Raw genomic sequence first — 19,369 nt, 5'->3', positions numbered from 1 at the left:
CGTGATTTCTGTGCGAGCAGACTGACAGATGCCGGTTACCGATTCTTTACCGCATTGCTGTTTGATGCGGGTGAGTTCGAGAAATTGGAGGTAATCCGGTGACAGATTTTTTACCCATAGTCCCGGTCGCAACCCGGCCCCCGGCGGCACATCCCGGCGTGACGGTTCGCGATGCGGCAGAGCAACTGGAGGCGAGCTTTCTGGCGGAGATGCTCAAATCCGCCGGTCTCGGGGCGCAAGAGCACAGCTTTGGAGGCGGCATCGGCGAGGAGCAATTCGCCTCGTTCAGCCGCGACATGCTCGCGCGTGAAATGGTGCGCGCAGGCGGTATTGGCCTCGCCGACATCTTCGCCGCGACCTTGATGGAAAGGACACGGGATGAATGACGATCCGGACCGGCTTGCCGCGCTGCTCGATGCATTGCTCGAAACCGAGCGCGCTGCCTTGTTGCAGGGCGATCTCAAGGCAATCGCGGCAGGTGTCGAGGAAAAGGAACGGCTGATCGTGGCGTTCGAGGCGCTTGGCGCGCCGTATGCGGGCCTCGCGGATCTGCAAGCCAAGGTTCGTCGCAATCAGGTGCTGTTTGACGGGGCCTTGCAGGGTATCAGGTCTGTCGCGCAGCGGATCGCGAGTTTTCGCCGTATCCGCAAGTCGATGCACACCTATGACCGGCAGGGGCGCAAACAGACCATCCCCGGCGACGTCGTGCGCAATGTCGAGAAACGCGCATGAGGATTTGTTTCAAATGCCACGCGAATTAGGTGTCGGGCTTAGCACTCCTTTAGGGTTTGTCGCGCCATTCTGCCATTGCATCCGGAAACGGGTGGCGCGTCCGGCACAATCAGGTTCGGGTCGCATCTGTCAGAATGACACCGCCATCGTCCGCCTTTGGGGCGGACAGTGAAACCGGCGTAAAGCGCCGCAGTCAAAGGAAAAGCTATGTCCAGCATTCTGACAAACAACAGCGCTATGGTGGCGTTGCAAACCCTGCAATCGGTCAATTCCAACCTGGCCAAGACGCAGGACGCGATTTCGACCGGCAAGGATATCGCGACGGCCAAGGACAATTCGGCCATCTTCGCGATCTCGAAGGTCATGGAATCCGATATCTCAGGCTTCAAGGCCATTTCGGACAGCCTCTCCCTGGGCGAGGCCACGGTTGCGGTGGCCTCTTCCGCCGCCGAACAGATCGTCGAGGAACTCAACGGCATCAAGGAACTGATCGTCTCGGCGCAAAGCGAGAATGTCGATCACGAAACGATCCAGAACGACATCGCGCAGCGGACCGCGCAGGTTGCATCGATCGTCGGGGCGGCCCAGTTCAATGGGGCCAACCTGCTGGCGGCCGATGTCGATGGCAATGGCGCGACTGGGCTGAGCGTGCTGTCGTCGCTCGACCGTGTCGGTAGCGGCGCGCCCGCCGCCTCCAGCATCGACGTGGCGACGGTGGATTTCGAGAGCAATCTCGACCTCGCCACGAACCTGACCGAGATCACGGATACCGCCAGCGCGGCGACGGCACTCGGCGATATCGAAGGCTTCATCCAGACGGCGGTCGATGGTGCCGCGGCGCTCGGTGCCGCCTCGAGCAGGCTCGAGAGCCAGAGCTCCTTCGTCTCCAAGCTCACCGATTCGCTGACCTCTGGGGTGGGGGCGCTCGTCGATGCCGACCTGGAGGAAACATCGGCCCGGTTGCAGGCGCTTCAGGTGCAGCAGCAGCTGGCGACGCAGTCGCTGTCGATCGCCAACCAGGCACCCCAGGCGATCCTGTCGCTGTTCGGGAACTAATCCCGTCAGGGGCGTCCCCCGGACGCCCCTGATCTCCGGTTCTCTGACCGATACGACAGATCTGGAAAGGACATGACGTGAACGCGATCCTGCAGGCAAAGGCCGCCTACCGCGCCCAGGCCCGGACCATCCGGACCGAACGCGGCCTGGAATACGATGCGCTTGCGCGCATCACACACCGTCTCAAATCCGCGGCCGAGGAGGCCGGTGGCATCGGCCCGCTTGCCTCTGCGGTGCATGACAACCGGCGGCTCTGGACGGTCTTCGCCACCGAGGCCGCAGACCGCGCCAATCCCTTGCCCGGCGAATTGCGCGCCCGAATCATCTCGCTGGCCGAGTTTACCCGGCAGCATAGCGGCAGAGTGCTGCGCGACGGGGCGGACGTGGCCCCGCTCATCGACATCAACCTTGCGATCATGCGCGGGCTGAACGGTAATGGCGGCACGGCATGAGCGGTCTTGTGCTCAAGCTCGGCCCGAAGGAGCGCGTGCTCATAAACGGTGCCGTGATCGAGAATGGCGATCGGCGCGCGCGTCTCGCCATCGTGACCCCGGATGCCAATATCCTGCGGCTGCGCGATGCGATCCATCCCGAGGAGGCGACGACCCCGGTGCGGCGCGTCTGCTATGCCATGCAGCTTGTCCTGTCGGGTGATTGCGACCCGGATACCGCGCGCCTTCAGATCCTGCGGCGCATCGAGGAATTGAGCCAGATCCTGCGCGACCCTGACAGCCGGGCGCATCTCACCCGCGCGACCGAGGCCATCCTGGCGGACCAGTATTACCAGGGTCTCAAGGCGCTGCGCGCGCTCTTGCCGCGCGAGGCCCGCCTGCTTGTTCAAGGGCGTGGCCAGTGACCTTCGATCCGGTCCTGCCGCTTGGCGGCCTGCCCGGCTGGGTTCTGCTCAATCGAACGCTGGAGCGGCAGACGGAGCTGTTCAACGCGTCTCCGGAGATCGTCCGGGATACGGATTATTTCGAACAGAATATCGGCGCTGTTCAGACTGCCGAAGACCTGGTCTCGGATCGGCGTCTGCTGCGTGTGGCGCTTGGGGCGTTCGGGTTGCAGGAGGATATCGACAGTCGTGCCTTTATCCGCAAGATCCTTGAGGAGGGCACGGAACGCGACGATGCCTTTGCCAATCGCCTGACCGACGACCGTTACAAGAAACTGGCCGATGCCTTCGGGTTTGCCGATCGCCCGGTGCCGGCCACGCAAGATCCGGGCTTCGGGGCGACGATCACCACGCAATTTCGTCGACAGGCGTTCGAGGTCGCGGTGGGCGATCAGGATGAGGGATTTCGCCTCGCACTCAACGCGCAGCGCAGCTTTGACGAGATTGCCGCAGATGATGCCTCTGAGAATACCCGCTGGTTGCGGATCCTCGGGGATCCGCCCTTGCGCCGTGTGTTTGAGGCCGCCCTCGGGCTACCTGAGAGTTTTGCTCAACTCGACCTCGACCGGCAATTGACCGAGATACGCTCGCGCGCCGATCGCCAACTCAATATTGCCAGTCTCTCGGATCTGAGCGACAAAACCTTGCAGGAGGATGTCGTCCGGCGGTTCCTGATTCGCGATCAGCTCTCGGAGATTACCGCACTGTCGTCACAGACGATTGCGCTCACCTTGCTGCAATCGGCACCTCGGGCGTTCTGAGGCAGGGACGCCCTGCGATGGCCGAAACGGTGCGGATCACTGAGCGGAGCTGAAACGTCAGAAGAGGTCGGCGATGCGGCACTCGCTATCCGGGTTTGCCGCTGCGCTGCCGTAGAAATCGCACAGCAGACCGAAAAGATGCGCCTGCGTGTCCTCGGTATCCATCAGCGTCTCGTGGCGACCGCCAGGCACGAGTTCCAACCGTCCGCCAGGCCATCGCGCCATCCGGTCATGCACCCGCGGCACATCGACGATCTCCTCGTCGCTGCCAAGAATCGTCAGGCAGGGCAGGGCGGGCGAGGGACGGCGTGCGAGACCCCGGGTTTCGCGTAGCGCCTCAAACAGCCAGTGCAGGCTCGGCCCGCCCAAGCCAAGTTCCGGATGCGCCCTGATCTGCTGCTCCATATAGGCCCACATACCCGCGTCATTTGTCAGCTTGTTGGTCGCGAACGGCTCGCTCAGCACGTAATGCTCGGGCGCGGTGCCGGGGGCGTAGCGATGGCTCAGCCCGACCTGACGGCTGCCCCAGGACAGCGACCACGCCACCGGTCGCAGCGCGTCGGCCATCCTGATCCCCCACATCGGCCCCGAAAAGGCGACGCTGGCGACGTCGAGCCCCTGCATCACCGCGCGCAGCCCGATACAGCCGCCCATCGAATGCGCCAGCAGGTGCCACGGGCGCGGCAGGTCTAGCCGTTCGGCGGCCCGCATCATCGCGGCGACATCGTGCTGGTAGTCGATGAACTGATGCACATGGCCGGACATGGCATCGCCCAACAGGCGGTCGGCCAACCCCTGACCGCGCCAGTCGATGGCGAAAGTGGCATATCCACCCGCGGCGAACCGCGTCGCGGCACGGCCGTATTTCTCGATATATTCGGTGCGCCCGGGCCAGAGCAGGACCGTGCCCCGGGGGGCCGCGCGGTTCCAGAGGCCGACGCGCAGGCGCACGTTATCGTCCGCCCTGATCCACCAAGCGGCACCGTCCCCGGGCCCTTCGGCCACATCTGCAAAGAACGGTGCCGTATCCATCAGGCGAGAACGCTGCCCAGCTTCATCGCCAGTCCCATGTCGCCATCGACGCTGAGACGGCCCGACATGAATGCCGCTGTCGGGTCGAGATCGCCGGAGAGAATCGATTCGAAGGTATCGGCATCGGCGGTGAGTGTGACGTCGGCGTCATCATCGGTGGCGCGCGCGCCGTCCTTGTCCATGACGATGCTGCCCTCTCCTTCGATCACGAATTTTGCGATGCCGTCAAAGCCGTCCTCGCCCATCTTTTCGTTGAGGGCCTTTACAGCCGCATTGATCACGTCGCTCATCTGCGCTTCCTTTCACAATTACGATGTCGGGGCTTTGAATCCCGGCATTATGCGCTAAACTCACTCCTGTTATGGGCGCAGTAATTACCAATCTCAACCGTATCGTCGCGGCATGTGTGACGGTAGTCACGTTTTCCTTACCCGCCGTGGCGCAGGACACGCGGCTTGATGCGCTGCTGTCGGACCTTTCCAAGGCCGAACCGGCAGAAGCGCGCAAGATCGCTGCCGACGTCGAGTTGGAATGGTCGAAATCCGGCTCGCCCGCGATGGATCTGTTGTTGCGTCGGGGTGAAGATGCGATCGAGGCCGGTGATCTGGGGGCCGCGGTCGAGCATTTGAGCGCTTTGATTGATCATGCGCCGGACTTTGCCCAAGGCTGGCATCTGCGCTCGGTCGCGTTTTTCAAACAGGACCGATACGGGCTGGCGCTGGCCGATATCGAGCGGGCGCTTGCGCTGGAACCGCGCCATTTCAACGTGATCTACGGTCTGGGCGTGCTGCTTGACGAGACCGGGCATCCCGATCTGGCGCATGACGCGTTTTCGCGCGCGCTGGCTATACATCCCCACCATGAGGACGTAACCAAGGCCAAAGAGCGTGTTGTCCGCGAACTGGGTGGCGCGGAACTCTGACGGCATAAGGAACGCGGGCCATGTCCGAGCAGTCGAGAACCCTTGCGGTTCTGGGCCCCACCAATACCGGCAAGACCCATTTCGCCATCGAGCGGATGCTGGGCTATCGCACGGGGGTGATTGGCCTGCCGCTGCGCCTGCTGGCGCGCGAGGTCTATGACCGGATCGTGGCGGTGCGCGGCCCGTCCGTGGTGGCATTGGTGACGGGTGAAGAGCGCATCGTGCCGGAGCGCGCGCAATACTGGGTCTGCACGGTCGAGGCGATGCCCGACGGGATGGGGACCGATTTTGTTGCCGTGGACGAGATCCAGCTTTGTGCCGATCCTGAGCGCGGGCATGTCTTTACCGACCGGCTGTTGCGCATGCGGGGTCTGCGCGAGACGCAGTTTCTGGGCAGCCACACGATGCGCAGCGTCATTGCCAACCTGGTGCCGGGGGTGGAATTCCTGAGCCGCGAGCGGATGTCGCAGCTGAGTTATTCGGGGCCGAAGAAAATCTCGAAAATGCCCGCGCGCAGCGCGATTGTCGGGTTTTCGGTGGAAAACGTCTATGCGATGGCCGAGTTGCTGCGACGGCAAAAGGGCGGGGCGGCGGTGGTGATGGGGGCACTTTCCCCGCGCACGCGCAACGCGCAGGTCGCGCTCTATCAGAATGGCGATGTGGATTACCTGGTGGCGACCGATGCCATCGGCATGGGGCTCAACCTCGATATCAACCATGTGGCGTTTTCGTCGCTTACGAAATTCGACGGGCGGCGGATGCGGCATCTGCAACCCAATGAGCTGGGCCAGATCGCGGGGCGCGCGGGGCGGGGGATGAGCCACGGCACATTCGGTGTGACCGGCGAGGCGCCTGATCTCGACCCCGATCTGGCGCAGGCGATTATGGAGCATCGCTTTGCCCCCATTCGCAAGCTGGAATGGCGAAATGCGCGGCTGGCTTTTGGCAGCACGCAGGCGTTGATCGCCTCATTGGAGGCCAAGCCCGAGCACGAGTTGCTGGCCCGAGCCCGCGAGGCCGACGATCTGGGCGCGCTCAAGACGCTGGCGGCACAGCCCGATGTGGCGGCGCGCGCCAGTGATGCGCCCTCGGTGCGGCTGTTGTGGGATGTCTGCCGCATTCCCGATTTTCGCGGCATCAGCCATGCCGAACATACCGGGCTCCTGGAGACGATCTATGGTGACCTGGTACACTATGGGCGGGTGCCCGATGACTGGCTGGCGCGTCAGGTCAAGCGGATCGACCGCATCGATGGCGATATTGACACATTGTCGAAACGACTGGCCTATATCCGCACATGGACCTATGTCGCACAGCGCAAGGGCTGGGTGGATGACGAAAAACATTGGCGCGGCGCGACACGCGCGGTAGAAGACCGCCTGTCGGACGCGCTGCACGAGCGTCTGACGCAGAGATTTGTGGACCGGCGCACATCCGTGCTCTTGCGCCGGCTCAAGCAGAAGGAAGCCATGGTGGCCGAGGTAAACGATCAAGGTGATGTGAGCGTCGAAGGCGAATTCGTCGGACGACTCGAAGGGTTCCGCTTCATGCAGGACAAGGCGGCAGCGGGCAAGGAGGCGCGCACCTTGCAACAGGCAAGCCTGCAGGCGCTGGCGCCGCATTTCCATCTCAAGGCGGATCGCTTTTACAACGCGCCCGATACCGAGATCGACTTTACCGAACAGGGTGGGTTGCTCTGGGGCAAGGAGGCGGTGGGCAAGCTGGTGCTTGGCTCCGATCCCTTGAAGCCGCAGGTTGCCGCCTTTGTCGATGACGAGGCGGGCGCGGACGTGGCGCAGAAGGTGCAGCGCCGGTTGCAGCATTTCATCGACCGCAAGATTGCCACGCTGTTCGAGCCGCTGATGAACCTGCAACGCGACGAGACGCTGAGCGGGCTGGCGCGCGGTTTCGGCTTTCGCATGGTCGAGGCGCTTGGCATCATCCCGCGCGGCGATGTGGTGGCAGAGGTCAAGGCGCTCGATCAGGAGGCGCGCAGCGTGCTGCGCAAGCATGGCATCCGGTTCGGTCAGTTCACGGTGTTCATGCCTGCGCTGCTGAAACCCGCGCCGACGCGGCTGCGGCTGGTGCTGTGGTCGCTGAGCAACGGGCTGCAGGAGTTCCCCGAGGCCCCGCCGCCGGGTCTGGTGACGGTGCCCGCGCGCGATGATGCACCCAAGGGCTATCACAGCATGGCAGGCTACCGCGCGGCGGGAGAGCGGGCGATTCGCATCGACATGCTGGAGCGCCTCGCCGACATGCTGCGCAGCGAGGACACGCGGGCCGGATTCGAGGCCAAGGCGGACATGCTGTCGATCACCGGCATGACGCTGGAGCAGTTCGCGGCGCTGATGCAGGGCCTGGGCTACAAGGCCGAGAAGGCTGAGCGCGAGAAGGTCAAGCCAGTGGATCAGGTCGTGGCAGACGCGCCCGCCGCTGCCGCGCTGGCCGCTGACGAGACCCCGGTCGAGACCGCGGAGGATGCTGTCGAGGCCATCGTCGACGAGGGGGAGGCCCCGATTGCCGCCGAACCGCAGCCCGAGGCGGAAGTCACCGCCGACATTCCCGAAACCCCGGAAGAGGAAGTGATCCCCGGCGAGACGCCCGAGACGGCCGAGCCGGAGATCGAGGTCTATTATACCTTCACCTGGGCCCCGCGAGCGCCGCGCGGCAACCGCCCCGCACAGGGCGGGCGTGGCAAGCCGCAAGGCAAGGCGCAGGGCAAACCCAAAGGCAAGGGTGGCCCCAAGGGCAAGCCGCGCGAGGAAAGCCCGAGGAATTTCTCGGCCAAACCCGAGAAAAAGGACCGCATCGACCCTGACAATCCCTTTGCGGCGGCCCTGATGGGGCTGAAAACCAAAGGTTGATTTTGACCGGGGGCGCGTCACGCATCCGCCTCGATAAATGGCTCTGGCAGGCGCGGTTCTTCAAGACGCGCTCGCTGGCGTCAAAGCAGGTGTCGGGCGGGCATGTACGGGTCAACGGCAATCGGGTGTCGAAACCGGCGCAGGCGGTGGGGCCCGAGGATGTGCTGACCTTCGTCCAGGGCGATGCGGTGCGGGTGGTGCGCATTCTGGCCCCCGGCACGCGGCGCGGCCCGGCCCCCGAGGCGCAAACCCTCTATGATGATCTGACCGAGCCCAAGCCGCAGGACAATGTTCCGCCCGCGCCGAAATACGAGGGAAAAGGACGCCCGACCAAGCGCGACCGCCGCAAACTCGATCTCAATGGGCCGGGGACGCTTGATTGATCCGGTTCACTGGATTAGGTGAAGCGCAATCCGGCAGAAATGAGAGACGGCCATGACCTATATCGTCAACGACAAGTGCATCGCCTGCAAGTACACCGACTGCGTCGAGGTCTGCCCGGTGGATTGCTTTTACGAAGGCGAGAACATGCTGGTCATCCACCCCGATGAGTGCATCGACTGCGGGGTCTGCGAGCCGGAATGCCCCGCCGATGCGATCCGCCCGGACACCGAGCCGGAGATGGAGAAGTGGGTGGAGTTCAACCGCAAGTATTCCGAGATGTGGCCGGTCATCATCACCAAGAAGGATCCGCTGCCCGAGGCCGAGGAACGCGACGGCGAGACCGGCAAGCTGGAGAAGTATTTTTCCGAGGCCCCCGGCGAGGGCGGCTGAGACCGATTCGCGCGGCCTGGGCGTCCACACGGCGCCGCGCGGGCTGAGAATACCGCAGAACCCATTGTTTTCACGATGGGTTTACCTCCCCTGTGATGCATGGCCTTTCACAGGGCTCGTTTTTGTGATACATTTCCTTCACAAACAATGAGAGATGCCTGACATATATTCACCCACCGTGCTGCTTGGGGTGGATTTCCTTGTGACAGCCCCACATATCCCCGGTCTGCAATTGGCCCGAGGCATGTGGTTGTCTGCGTCGCCTGGACGGGCCCCCTTGCTAGGAAATGAACCGAATGTCGAAATCCAAGAAATCCGAATTCCGCCCTGACGATTATGTCGTGTACCCCGCCCATGGCGTGGGTCAGATCGTGTCCATCGAAGAGCAGGAAATCGCCGGGATCACCCTGGAGCTGTTCGTGATCTCCTTCGAGAAGGACAAGATGACCCTGCGGGTGCCGACCAATAAGGCTACGGAAATCGGGATGCGCAGCCTGTCCAGCCCCGACGTGATCTCCAAGGCGATGACCACGCTTAGGGGCAAGGCCAAGGTCAAGCGCGCGATGTGGTCGCGCCGCGCGCAGGAATACGAGCAAAAGATCAACTCGGGCGATCTGATCGCCATCGCCGAGGTCGTGCGCGACCTGCATCGCAGCGATGATCAGCGCGAGCAGAGCTATTCCGAGCGTCAGCTTTACGAGGCGGCGCTCGAGCGTCTGACCCGTGAGGTTGCCGCCGTCTCCGGTGGCGACGAGGTGCTGGCCGCCAAGCAGGTTGACGAGGTTCTGGTGTCGCGCGCGGCGTAAGCTGGCTTGCCGATGAGTATTGGGCCGCGCCTTCGGGGCGCGGTCTTTTTCGTGGGGTATAGTGAGGTTGAGCGAGGGGGAGCAGATGGTCTGTCGTTGCCATTGAAGGCCAACCCCAATGCGCGGAATCAAGGCGCGGAACGCGCCGCCGTGCAGCGCCCGACCGCCCTCCCCCGGGCGGGCGCTTTCGCAACGTCACAAGCCCGCGTAGCCGTAGTAGTATTTGGCTGCCATAAAGCGTACCCAACTGAGATTGCAGCGCCCACCCGCGGTCGGGCGCTGCGCGGCTAGTCCCTGAAATGGTGACGGCAGCAACAGGCCAAATCCACCCAAGTTCACCACATATCACGCCAGCAGGCTGACCAGCACCACGATCTCAACCATCTGTTGCGTCGCGCCCAGAATATCTCCGGTCTGCCCACCGATCCTGGCTTGGGCGAGGGCCGCCACCGCGACCGTGCCGAGCCCGGCCCAGAGCGCCGCCCAGAGCCCGGCCCCGCCAGCGAGAATCAGTGCGACCCCGATTGACAGGCCCAGACCAAGCAGGACCGCCGCCATCGGCGGGCGGCCCTGGCTGTGAGACAGGCCGTCGCGGCGGGCATGGGGCAGGGCGGCCATCAGCCCGGCCATCGCCGCGCGTGACAGGGTTGCGGCGACCAGCACGCCAGCAACGCCCGCCGCCGCGGACTGTGCGAAGAGCAGCCATAGCACGCCCCCCCGTGCGGCCAGTGACAGGCAGAGGGCGATCACGCCGTAGCTGCCGATATGGCTGTCGCGCATGATCTCCAGCCGCCTTTGCTGCGTCCAGCCCCCCCAAAGCCCGTCGGCGCTGTCGGCGAGCCCGTCTTCGTGCATCGCGCCGGTGCTGACGATCCCGAGGGTCAGGACCACAAGTGCCGCCAGAGGGGCAGGCAGCCCGCACCATAGTGCAACCAGCCCGCCCAACGCCGCCAGACCGCCCACGACCAGCCCGGCCAGCGGATAGGCCCAGGCCGCACGCGCGCCGCGCGCGAAAGATGTGCAGCGCACCGGCAGGCGGCTGAGGAGCGAGAGCGCGAGGGGGATATCGCGGGCGCGGATCAGGGTGGTGTCGTTTTCTGCCATGCGGGGGCCTTTTGGGGCTGTGGCCGGGACCCTTCACGCGATACATCAAGGGCAGGTCCCTATGCAACGAGGCACGCCATGCACGCCGGTTTTTCCACCCTTGCCGATCTGGCCGCGTTGCTGCGCGATCTGCCCGCGCCCGATGCCGCCGCAGGTGACGCAGCCCGCGCGCGCGACGCGCAGCTGACCAAGCCGCCGGGCGCGCTTGGCCGGTTGGAGGAACTGGCGCTGTGGTATTGCGGCTGGCGCGGTGAGGCGCGCGCAAGGGTGAGCGCGCCGCAGGTCATCGTCTTCGCGGGCAATCACGGGGTAGTGGCGCAGGGCGTCTCGGCCTTTCCGGCCGAGGTCACGGCGCAGATGGTCGCCAATTTTGAGGCGGGCGGTGCGGCGGTCAACCAACTGGCCCGGGTGGCGGGGGCGCGGATGGATGTGCACGCGCTCGATCTCGACCGGCCGACGGCGGATATCAGCACCGGCCCGGCCATGTCCGAAGCCGAGGTGATCGCCGCCCTGCGTGCGGGATGGGACGCGGTCGCCCCCGAGACCGACCTGCTGGTCGTGGGCGAAATGGGCATCGGCAACACCACGAGTGCGGCGGCCATCGCGTTGGCCCTCTTCGGCGGTGGGGCGGGTGACTGGACCGGGCGCGGCACCGGCGTGGATGCGGCGGGGTTGGATCGCAAGACGCAAGTGGTGGCGCGCGCGGTCGAGGTGAATAAAGGCGCGACGGGCGGTCTGGAGGTGTTGCGCTGCCTTGGCGGGCGCGAACTGGCGGCGATGGCAGGGGCGATCCTGCGCGCCCGGATGATGCGGGTGCCGGTGCTGCTCGACGGGTTCATCTGCACCGCCGCCGCGGCGTGCCTGGAGGTGGTACAGCCCGGCGCGCTCGATCACACGCTCGCGGGCCATGTCAGCGCCGAGCCGGGCCATGCGCGACTGCTTGAGCGGTTGGGCAAGGACCCGCTGCTGTCGCTTGGCCTGCGCCTTGGCGAGGGCTCGGGCGGGGTCCTGGCCATGGGCGTCGTACAGTCGGCGCTGGCCTGTCATTCAGGGATGGCGACGTTTGCCGAGGCGGGGGTGGCAGGCGGATGATGGTGCATGACGGGGCTTGGCTTGACCCTTCCGCCGCACCGGAATACTGATCAAAACCGTCAGATTAAACCGGAGCGTGCCGCCCATGAGTGAAACCCTGTTGCACCGCCTCGCCTGGATCGTGGTCGTGCTTTGCGTGGCCCCGATCCTGGCCGCCGGGCTGGCGGCCCTTACCGGCGATCTGCAGACATGGCGCGACGTGCTCTCGTCGGTTTTGCCGCGCTATACGGCGACGACGCTGACGCTGGTGGTGATCGTCGGGATCAGCACGGCGGTGATCGGGTCGATCACGGCGTGGCTGGTGACGGTTTACCGCTTTCCCGGGGTGCGGCTTCTGGAGGTGGCGCTGGCGCTGCCGCTGGCCTTTCCCGCCTATGTGATGGCCTATGCCTATACCCATATGCTGGATCATCCCGGCCCGGTGCAGACCGCGCTGCGCGCCCTCACGGGATGGGGGCCGCGCGATTACTGGTTTCCGGAGGTGCGCAGCCTTGGCGGCGCGGCGCTGATGCTGACAATCGTGCTTTATCCTTACGTCTACCTGCTGGCGCGCGCCTCGTTCCGGCAGCAATCGGCCAATGCGTTTCTGGTGGCGCGCACGCTGGGGCGCACGCCGATGCGGGCGTTCTGGCGGGTGGCGCTGCCGATGGCGCGCCCGGCCATCGCCGGCGGCGCATTGCTGGCGATCATGGAGACGATCGCCGATTACGGCACCGTCGCGTTCTTCAACGTGCAGACCTTTGCCACAGGTATCTATCAGGCGTGGTTCAGCCTGGGCGACCGCGCGGCGGCCGCGCAGCTGGCGCTTTGCCTGCTGACATTCGCGCTTTTGCTGGCGGGGCTGGAACGCGCAAGCCGGGGCCGCGCGCGCACCGCCGGGCGCGGCGCGCGGTTCGAGACCATGGAGCGTCCCGAACTGCGCGGGGCCGCCGGTTGGGGGGCGTTCACGCTCTGCTTTCTGCCGGTGCTTCTGGGTTTCGTCATTCCGGTGGTCATGCTGGGAGTGATGGCGGTCGACTCGGGTCAGGATTTTTTCTCGCCGCGTTACATCGGGTTCATGACCAATTCGGTGACGCTAGCCAGTGTCGCCGCCGTGCTGACGGTGTTGGGGGCGATCCTCGTGGGATTTCGTGCGCGCACCCGGCCCGGACGTGCCTCGCGCTGGCTGGTGGTGGGTGCGGGGCTTGGCTATGCCGTGCCGGGCGGGGTGATCGCGGTCGGGCTGATGGTGCCGATGGCGGCGTTCGACAACGCGCTCGATGCGTTCATGCAGGAGGTTTTCGGCATCCGCACCGGGCTGTTGCTGACCGGGTCGATCTGGCTGATGGTGATGGCCTATGTGGTGCGGTTCATGGCCGCCGCGCTCAACGCCTATGACAGCGGCATGGCGACGGTGCCGGGGCATCTCGACGCAATCGGGCGCTCGCTCGGGCAGCCGGGGCCGAAGCTGCTGACGCGGGTGCATCTGCCAGTGGCGCGGACCTCGGTGCTCACCGCGCTGCTGATCGTCTTCGTCGACGTGATGAAGGAACTGCCCGCGACGCTGATCCTGCACCCGTTCAACTTTCAGACATTGGCGGTGCAGGCGCATCGGCTGGCCGCCGATGAGCGGCTTTCGGAGGCGGCGGTGCCCTCACTGGTGCTGGTGGCGTTCGGGCTGGTGCCGGTGCTGATCTTGTGCCGGACGCTGGGACGCGAGAGCACGGGGCGCCGCGCGGCCAAGCTGGGCACGGCGATTGCGCCAGGGTAGGGACTTGGACGTATTTGGCCTGAAGCTGTCGTTGCTGTGAGCCGCGCCATTGCCAGGCCGCGGACTGGTGATCTTACGCTGTTTCAGGGCACTTTATGTCTGCCAAATCCGAATAACTCTGATTGGCGCGCGAACTTAGACAAATCGCCAGTCCGTGGGGGCGGCCTGGCGATGGCGCGGCGGCCTCCGGCCTTGTTCCGCGCCGGGTCTGTCAAACCAAGGTCGGCTCAAGGCCAATCGCGTCGCCGCCGACCGGACCCTGACCCCCCTATTGCGGGCGTTTCAGGCTGAAGGTCTCGCGGATCACCGAGTAGTCCTGATAGCCCAGCCGTGTCAGCGGGTTGAAGCGGGTGACATCAAAGAGGCCATCCACCATGCAGTCATCGCGCATATGCACGCCGGTGACCTCGCCGAAGACCACGAAATTCGCCTCGCCGGGCAGTTGCACGATCTGCGTGAGCTTGCATTCGAGGTTGGCGGGGCTCGCGGCCACGCGCGCGCAGTCCACCGTTTCGCAGGCGGCTTTCTCCAGCCCGGCATCGGCGAACTCGTCCACCTCGCGCCCCCATGGCCCGGAGGTTTGGTTCATCGCGTCGCGCAGTGCATCGCTGACGATATTGACGCAGAACACGCCGGTGTCGCGGATATTGGCAACGCTGTCCTTGGTGCCGTCGCGGTCGGGCTTGGCCGAGGTCGAGGCGAACATCACCTGCGGCGGGACATAGGCCACCGCGTTGAAGAACGAGTACGGCGCGAGGTTGTCATGGCCTTGCGCATCGCGGGTCGAGATCCAGCCGATGGGGCGGGGGGTGACGATCGCGTTGAAGGGATTATGCGGCAGGTTGTGGCCATCCTCAGGTTTGTAGAACATCGCGCCTCTCCTCTCGGGGTGATCCGGTTTGTGCCAGCCGTAACGCCGTGCTACGCGCTTTGCCAGTCGATATTCGCGAAGGTATGGCGCGCCATGTTGGACTTGCGGCCCGAGCGGCCAGAAGATCATTGGGAGGTCGAGGCGCTCTATGACCTGTGTTTCGCGCCGGGGCGCGAGGCGTTGTCGTCCTACCGGCTGCGTAACGGGGTGCCGCCGGTCGCTGATCTATGCCTTGTGGCGCGCGAGGACGGGATTATCGCGGGCGCGATCCGCTATTGGCCGGTGTGCGTGGGGGCCGCGCGCGCGCTGCTGCTGGGCCCTGTGGCGGTGCATCCCACCCATCAGGGCGAGGGCCTGGGCGCCTGGCTTATTCGCGACAGCGTGGAGCGGGCGCGGGCGGCAGGTTGGCCGCGCGCGATGCTGGTGGGGGATGCGCCCTATTACGGTCGGTTTGGCTTTGCCCGGCTGGACGGCGTCGTGATGCCGCCGCCCACCAATCCAGAGCGCGTTCTCGGGCTGGCCCTGCAGCCCGGCGCGTGGGAGGGTGTGCGCGGAGAGGTGACGCGCGCCGCTTGATTTTTTCGCAGGCCATGCGCAGCTTGATCCATTGAGAGAGCTGACAGGGCAGGGCGATGGAACTTCTGGGCCGACCGATAGACGAGACCACGACCGAGGCACGGCTTGATGCGCTTGTGCAGCGCAACGCGCAGGCCGGCAATTCCGTGATGGATGTGCTCAACCTCATTGGCGGGCAGGCCGAGGGGTTTCTGGACCGCCTGCCACCGTCCGTGCGCATGCGGCTCAACTCCGCCACCGAAGAGGCGCTGCGCCATGCCGCCGAGGCCGCGCATCGTTCGCGTGAGGTAGTGGGTGACGGGCCAGCCTGGCGCATCCGGGCGCTGACCACGGCGATGGGTGCCGCGGGCGGTTTTGGCGGGTTGCCGACGGCACTGGCGGAACTACCCGCGACCACGACGATCCTGTTGCGCGCGATTCAGGACGTGGCGAGCGAGCACGGGTTCGATCCGTCCGAGCCGGGCGTGCGGTTCGATTCCATCGAGGTGTTCGGGGCCGCAGGCCCGCTGTCTGAGGATGACGGGGCCAACCTGGGATTCATCGGCACGCGGGTGACGCTGACCGGGGTCGCTATGCGTGCGCTGATCGCGCGGGTCGCGCCGCGTCTGGCGGCGGTGCTGGGCCAGAAGCTGGCGGCGCAGACCGTGCCGGTGCTGGGCGCGGCAGCCGGGGCGGCGACGAATTACGCCTATACGCGGTATTATCAGGATATGGCGCATGTGCATTTCGGGCTGCGCCGCCTCGCCATTGACGCCGACCGCGACCCGCAAGAGTTGGTTCTGGCGTTTCGCGAAAGGGCAGGGCGATAGAGCGGCATTATCCCTGGGCGTGACCCGGGGGGGCGGTCAAGAGATCCTCGGGTCACGCCCGAGGATGACCGAGCAAACCCCTACTGCAAGTCCGCAAACGCCGCCTGCAAGCGCTCCACCGCCTCGGCCACGCGCGCGCGGGGGGTGGCGATGTTGAACCGAAGGAAGGTTTCGCCGCCGGTGCCGAATGTGGGGCCATGATTGACGCAGATGCGCGCCTCCTGTTCCACCCGGCGGGTGAATTCGGCGGCCTCCATGCCCGTACCGGAGAAATCCACCCATGCCAGATAGGTGGCCTCCAGCGGCATGGATTTGACGCCGGGAATGGCGTTCATGCCCGCGTCGAATATCGTTCGTGTCCCGTCGAGATAGGCGCAGAGCGCATCGACCCAGGCCGCGCCCTCGGGGGAATAGGCGGCCTCGGCCATGGAGAGGCCGAAGGAATTGGGCGACAGCCCCATCGCCGCCATCCGCGTGGCAAAGCGCGCGCGCAGCGCGTCATCGGCGATGATCACATTGCCCAGATGCGCGCCCGCGATGTTGAATGTCTTGGTGGTGGCGGTCATCATCACCAGCCGGTCGCTAGTGCCCTCGATATGCGCCATCGGGATATGGCGGTGGCCGGGCATGACCAGATCGTGATGGATCTCGTCCGAGACGAGGATCAGATCGTGCCTTCGGGCGAAATCGGCGACGCCCTGCAATTCGGCGTGGCTCCAGACCCGACCGCCTGGGTTATGCGGCGAGCACAGGATCAGCATCCGTTCATTGCCGGTCATCTGGGCGTCATAGGCGGCGAAATCCATCTCGTAACGGCCACCGTGGTTGACCAGCGGGCATTCCCGCACCTCGCGCCCGGCGGCGTTGATCACCCGCGCAAAGGCGTGGTAGACGGGCGTGAAGAGCACCACGGCATCGCCCGGCTCGGTATAGGTATCGACGCACATCGCGGTGCCGTTCACCAGACCATGTGTGGTGAAGATCCACTCTGGCTCTATCTGCCAGCCATGCCGCTCGGCCATCCACCACTGGATCGCGGCGCGGTAGCCCCGGTCATCGCCGTAATAGCCGTAGATGCCGTGCCGGGCCATGCCCTCAATCGCCTTGGTCACGCAGGCGGGCGGGCGGAAATCCATGTCGGCCACCCACATCGCGATCCCGTCCTGCGGTGAGATACCGTATTTGGTTTGCATCATGTCCCACTTGTCGGAATGGGTGCCGCGGCGGTCGATGATCTCGTCGAAATTCATGGGGCTCTCCTTGGGATGTCGCGGCGCAGGCTAGACGAATGCACGCCGGGCGCAAGACCGTTGCGGATTGTGCGCCGATCGCCTAAGTCAAGCGCCATGAAACGCCCGATCCTGATCCACCCCGACCCGCGCCTGAAAAAGGTCTGCACGCCTGTCTCCGATCTCAGCGACGATCTGCGCCAGTTGGCCGACGACATGCTGGAAACCATGTATGACGCGCCGGGCATTGGCCTTGCCGCGCCGCAGGTCGGCGTGACGCGCCGCCTGATCGTGCTCGACTGCGTCAAGGACGAGGGCGAGGCGCCGCGCCCGCTGGTGATGTTCAACCCCGACGTGGTGGCGTCGTCGGACGAAACCAACACCTATGAGGAGGGCTGCCTGTCGATCCCCGACCAATATGCCGAGGTGACGCGGCCCAAACTGGTCGATGTGCGCTGGATCGACCGGAACGGCAACGAACAGAACGAGACCTTCGACGGGCTCTGGGCGACCTGCGTGCAGCATGAGATCGACCACCTGAACGGCAAGCTCTTCATCGACTACCTCGGCGCGATGCGACGGCAGATGATCACCCGGCGCATGCAAAAGCTCAAGCGCGAGCAGGCGCGCGCGTGAGCCTGCGGTCTGTCTTGCGCTGGCCCGACCGTCGGCTTAGAACGCCCGCCGCGCCGGTGCCGGAGATCACCGAGGACACGCATCGCCTGTGGGACGAGATGATTGCGGTGATGGAAGCGATGCCGGGCGTGGGCCTCGCCGCAACCCAACTGGGCGAGATGCAGGCGCTGGCGGTGGTCGATGCGAGCGACGCACGCGGTCAGGCGGTGCGCATGGCCAATCCCGAGGTGTTGCATGCCAGCGTGCATTTGCGCGAGCATCAGGAGGCCAGCCCCTGCCTGCCCGGCGTCTCGGCGGTGATCGTGCGGCCACGCGCGGTGACGGTGCGGTTTCTCAATGAGAACGGCGAGGTCGAGGAGCGCGATTTCGTGGGGTTATGGGCCACGTCCGTGCAACACCAGATCGACCATTTGCAGGGGCGGATGTATTTCGACCGGCTGGGCCGGGTCAAGCGGGACATGCTGCTGAGGCGGGCGCGCAAGAGGGTCTGAGCGCATCGCCTGTGGCGCGGTCGGATTTGAGTATTTTGGGAACGGTGAAGGGGGCAGGATGCGCGTGATTTTCATGGGAACGCCCGATTTCTCGGTGCCGGTGCTCGATGCGCTGGTCGAGGCCGGGCACGAGGTGGTGGCCGTCTATTGCCAGCCGCCGCGCCCGGCGGGACGGGGCAAGAAGGACCGTCCCGGCCCAGTGCAGGCGCGGGCCGAGGCGTTGGGCATGACCGTGCGCCACCCGGTGAGCCTGAAGGGAGCAGCGGAACAGGCGGCAGTTGCGGCCCTTGGGGCGGATGTGGCGGTGGTGGTGGCTTATGGCCTCATTCTGCCGCAGGCGGTGCTGGATGCGCCCGCCAAGGGGTGCCTGAATATCCACGCAAGCCTCCTGCCGCGCTGGCGCGGGGCAGCCCCCATTCACCGCGCGATCATGGCGGGTGATACCGAGACCGGCATCTGCATCATGCGGATGGAGGCGGGGCTCGATACCGGGCCGGTGCTGCTGCGCGCGCCGGTGCAGATCGGCGAGGCCGAGACCACGGGGCAGTTGCATGACCGGCTGTCGGGGTTGGGGGCAAAGCTGATTGTCGAGGCGCTGGAGCGGCTGGACGGGTTGACGCCGCAACCGCAGCCCGAGGCGGGCGTGACCTATGCCGCCAAGATCGACAAGGCCGAGGCGCGGGTGGACTGGAGCCTTGACGCGCAGGAGGTGGACCGTCGCATTCGCGGCCTGTCGCCCTTTCCCGGTGCCTGGTGCATGGCGGGCGAGGAGCGGGTGAAGCTGCTGGCCGCGCGCGTGGCCGAGGGAGAGGGCGCGCCGGGCGAGGTGCTGGACGATGCGGCAACGGTTGCCTGCGGGCGGGGCGCGGTGCGGCTTTTGCGCTTGCAACGCGCGGGCCGTGCGGCGCAGGATGGGCCCGAGTTCCTGCGTGGCATGGCATGGCCGCGCGGCAGCCGATTGGAGTGACG

23 protein-coding genes are annotated in these 19,369 nt (G+C 65.5%); 18 read left to right on the top strand and 5 right to left on the bottom strand.

Going from position 1 to position 19,369, the window contains the following annotated elements; all coding sequences use genetic code 11:
- Window positions 1-98: 98 nt before the first annotated feature.
- The 6 genes from BHD06_RS07635 to BHD06_RS07610 all read left to right on the top strand — a co-directional run bounded on the left by BHD06_RS07635 (window position 99) and on the right by BHD06_RS07610 (window position 3,444).
- Window positions 99-386 (top strand): rod-binding protein, encoded by a 288-nt coding sequence (locus BHD06_RS07635; protein WP_376764844.1) that lies wholly within the window; start codon window positions 99-101, stop codon window positions 384-386.
- On the top strand, window positions 379-732 hold the full coding sequence (locus tag BHD06_RS07630; RefSeq protein ID WP_080456402.1) for a hypothetical protein: 354 nt from the start codon (window positions 379-381) through the stop codon (window positions 730-732). The genes BHD06_RS07635 and BHD06_RS07630 overlap by 8 nt, the downstream gene beginning before the upstream one ends.
- Window positions 733-939: 207 nt before the next feature.
- The gene (locus BHD06_RS07625) at window positions 940-1,788 is read left to right on the top strand and encodes a flagellin (protein ID WP_080456401.1); all 849 of its coding nucleotides are present in this window, start codon (window positions 940-942) and stop codon (window positions 1,786-1,788) included.
- Between the two features lie 77 nt (window positions 1,789-1,865).
- Window positions 1,866-2,240 carry a flagellar biosynthesis regulator FlaF gene (gene flaF / locus BHD06_RS07620; protein WP_080456400.1) on the top strand — a complete coding sequence of 125 codons (375 nt, stop codon included), beginning with the start codon at window positions 1,866-1,868 and terminating at the stop codon, window positions 2,238-2,240.
- The gene (gene flbT, locus BHD06_RS07615) at window positions 2,237-2,644 is read left to right on the top strand and encodes a flagellar biosynthesis repressor FlbT (protein WP_080456399.1); all 408 of its coding nucleotides are present in this window, start codon (window positions 2,237-2,239) and stop codon (window positions 2,642-2,644) included. The genes flaF and flbT overlap by 4 nt, the downstream gene beginning before the upstream one ends.
- Complete coding sequence (locus tag BHD06_RS07610; protein ID WP_080456398.1) at window positions 2,641-3,444, top strand: DUF1217 domain-containing protein; 804 nt, start codon at window positions 2,641-2,643, stop codon at window positions 3,442-3,444. The genes flbT and BHD06_RS07610 overlap by 4 nt, the downstream gene beginning before the upstream one ends.
- Window positions 3,445-3,501: 57 nt before the next feature.
- Here the strand turns inward: BHD06_RS07610 and BHD06_RS07605 are convergent, their stop codons facing one another.
- Window positions 3,502-4,476 carry an alpha/beta fold hydrolase gene (locus BHD06_RS07605; protein WP_080456397.1) on the bottom strand — a complete coding sequence of 325 codons (975 nt, stop codon included), beginning with the start codon at window positions 4,474-4,476 and terminating at the stop codon, window positions 3,502-3,504.
- Window positions 4,476-4,766: an SCP2 sterol-binding domain-containing protein gene (locus BHD06_RS07600; RefSeq protein WP_080456396.1), complete on the bottom strand. Its 291-nt coding sequence runs from the start codon at window positions 4,764-4,766 to the stop codon at window positions 4,476-4,478. Before BHD06_RS07600 ends, BHD06_RS07605 begins: the two co-directional genes overlap by 1 nt.
- A gap of 71 nt (window positions 4,767-4,837) precedes the next feature.
- Between BHD06_RS07600 and BHD06_RS07595 the strand changes: the two genes are divergently transcribed.
- From BHD06_RS07595 to BHD06_RS07575, 5 genes are all read left to right on the top strand, one after another.
- A complete protein-coding gene (locus tag BHD06_RS07595) occupies window positions 4,838-5,398 on the top strand; it encodes a tetratricopeptide repeat protein (protein ID WP_080456395.1) in 561 nt (186 codons plus the stop codon).
- Window positions 5,399-5,418: 20 nt separating this feature from the next.
- Entirely contained in the window at window positions 5,419-8,262 is a 2,844-nt protein-coding gene (locus BHD06_RS07590; protein WP_080456394.1) for a helicase-related protein, read from the top strand.
- A gap of 2 nt (window positions 8,263-8,264) precedes the next feature.
- Window positions 8,265-8,645 carry an RNA-binding S4 domain-containing protein gene (locus tag BHD06_RS07585; protein WP_080456529.1) on the top strand — a complete coding sequence of 127 codons (381 nt, stop codon included), beginning with the start codon at window positions 8,265-8,267 and terminating at the stop codon, window positions 8,643-8,645.
- A 52-nt stretch (window positions 8,646-8,697) separates the two neighbouring features.
- Window positions 8,698-9,036, top strand: a complete 339-nt coding sequence (fdxA, locus tag BHD06_RS07580; protein ID WP_080456393.1) for a ferredoxin FdxA — start codon at window positions 8,698-8,700, stop codon at window positions 9,034-9,036.
- Window positions 9,037-9,332: 296 nt separating this feature from the next.
- Window positions 9,333-9,842 carry a CarD family transcriptional regulator gene (locus BHD06_RS07575; RefSeq protein WP_080456392.1) on the top strand — a complete coding sequence of 170 codons (510 nt, stop codon included), beginning with the start codon at window positions 9,333-9,335 and terminating at the stop codon, window positions 9,840-9,842.
- 345 nt (window positions 9,843-10,187) lie between these two features.
- Here BHD06_RS07575 and BHD06_RS07570 read toward each other — a convergent pair whose 3' ends face one another.
- Window positions 10,188-10,946 carry an adenosylcobinamide-GDP ribazoletransferase gene (locus BHD06_RS07570; protein ID WP_080456391.1) on the bottom strand — a complete coding sequence of 253 codons (759 nt, stop codon included), beginning with the start codon at window positions 10,944-10,946 and terminating at the stop codon, window positions 10,188-10,190.
- A gap of 78 nt (window positions 10,947-11,024) precedes the next feature.
- Between BHD06_RS07570 and cobT the strand changes: the two genes are divergently transcribed.
- Window positions 11,025-12,038 carry a nicotinate-nucleotide--dimethylbenzimidazole phosphoribosyltransferase gene (gene cobT / locus BHD06_RS07565; RefSeq protein ID WP_080456390.1) on the top strand — a complete coding sequence of 338 codons (1,014 nt, stop codon included), beginning with the start codon at window positions 11,025-11,027 and terminating at the stop codon, window positions 12,036-12,038.
- An 85-nt stretch (window positions 12,039-12,123) separates the two neighbouring features.
- A complete protein-coding gene (locus BHD06_RS07560) occupies window positions 12,124-13,788 on the top strand; it encodes an iron ABC transporter permease (protein ID WP_080456389.1) in 1,665 nt (554 codons plus the stop codon).
- Between the two features lie 268 nt (window positions 13,789-14,056).
- Here BHD06_RS07560 and BHD06_RS07555 read toward each other — a convergent pair whose 3' ends face one another.
- Window positions 14,057-14,659, bottom strand: coding sequence for a flavin reductase family protein (locus BHD06_RS07555; protein WP_080456388.1), 603 nt, complete (start codon window positions 14,657-14,659; stop codon window positions 14,057-14,059).
- A 93-nt stretch (window positions 14,660-14,752) separates the two neighbouring features.
- Here BHD06_RS07555 and BHD06_RS07550 point away from each other — a divergent pair, with 93 nt between their 5' ends.
- On the top strand, window positions 14,753-15,235 hold the full coding sequence (locus BHD06_RS07550; RefSeq protein ID WP_080456387.1) for a GNAT family N-acetyltransferase: 483 nt from the start codon (window positions 14,753-14,755) through the stop codon (window positions 15,233-15,235).
- Between the two features lie 56 nt (window positions 15,236-15,291).
- Window positions 15,292-16,044: an EcsC family protein gene (locus BHD06_RS07545; protein WP_080456386.1), complete on the top strand. Its 753-nt coding sequence runs from the start codon at window positions 15,292-15,294 to the stop codon at window positions 16,042-16,044.
- 80 nt (window positions 16,045-16,124) lie between these two features.
- Here BHD06_RS07545 and BHD06_RS07540 read toward each other — a convergent pair whose 3' ends face one another.
- Window positions 16,125-17,294 (bottom strand): MalY/PatB family protein, encoded by a 1,170-nt coding sequence (locus BHD06_RS07540; RefSeq protein WP_080456385.1) that lies wholly within the window; start codon window positions 17,292-17,294, stop codon window positions 16,125-16,127.
- A 96-nt stretch (window positions 17,295-17,390) separates the two neighbouring features.
- Here BHD06_RS07540 and def (BHD06_RS07535) point away from each other — a divergent pair, with 96 nt between their 5' ends.
- The 3 genes from def (BHD06_RS07535) to fmt are packed head-to-tail and all read left to right on the top strand — an operon-like array spanning window position 17,391 to window position 19,367.
- Window positions 17,391-17,909 carry a peptide deformylase gene (gene def / locus BHD06_RS07535; RefSeq protein WP_080456384.1) on the top strand — a complete coding sequence of 173 codons (519 nt, stop codon included), beginning with the start codon at window positions 17,391-17,393 and terminating at the stop codon, window positions 17,907-17,909.
- Complete coding sequence (def, locus tag BHD06_RS07530) at window positions 17,906-18,400, top strand: peptide deformylase (RefSeq protein ID WP_080456383.1); 495 nt, start codon at window positions 17,906-17,908, stop codon at window positions 18,398-18,400. The genes def (BHD06_RS07535) and def (BHD06_RS07530) overlap by 4 nt, the downstream gene beginning before the upstream one ends.
- A gap of 58 nt (window positions 18,401-18,458) precedes the next feature.
- Window positions 18,459-19,367, top strand: a complete 909-nt coding sequence (gene fmt, locus BHD06_RS07525; RefSeq protein WP_080456382.1) for a methionyl-tRNA formyltransferase — start codon at window positions 18,459-18,461, stop codon at window positions 19,365-19,367.
- Window positions 19,368-19,369 lie beyond the last annotated feature (2 nt).

Origin of the sequence: Roseovarius sp. A-2, from assembly GCF_002072155.1 — a bacterium.
Taxonomy (GTDB): domain Bacteria; phylum Pseudomonadota; class Alphaproteobacteria; order Rhodobacterales; family Rhodobacteraceae; genus Roseovarius.
The sequence above is the reverse complement of the archived record's forward strand: the minus strand, read 5'-3'. Positions and strand labels throughout refer to the sequence as shown.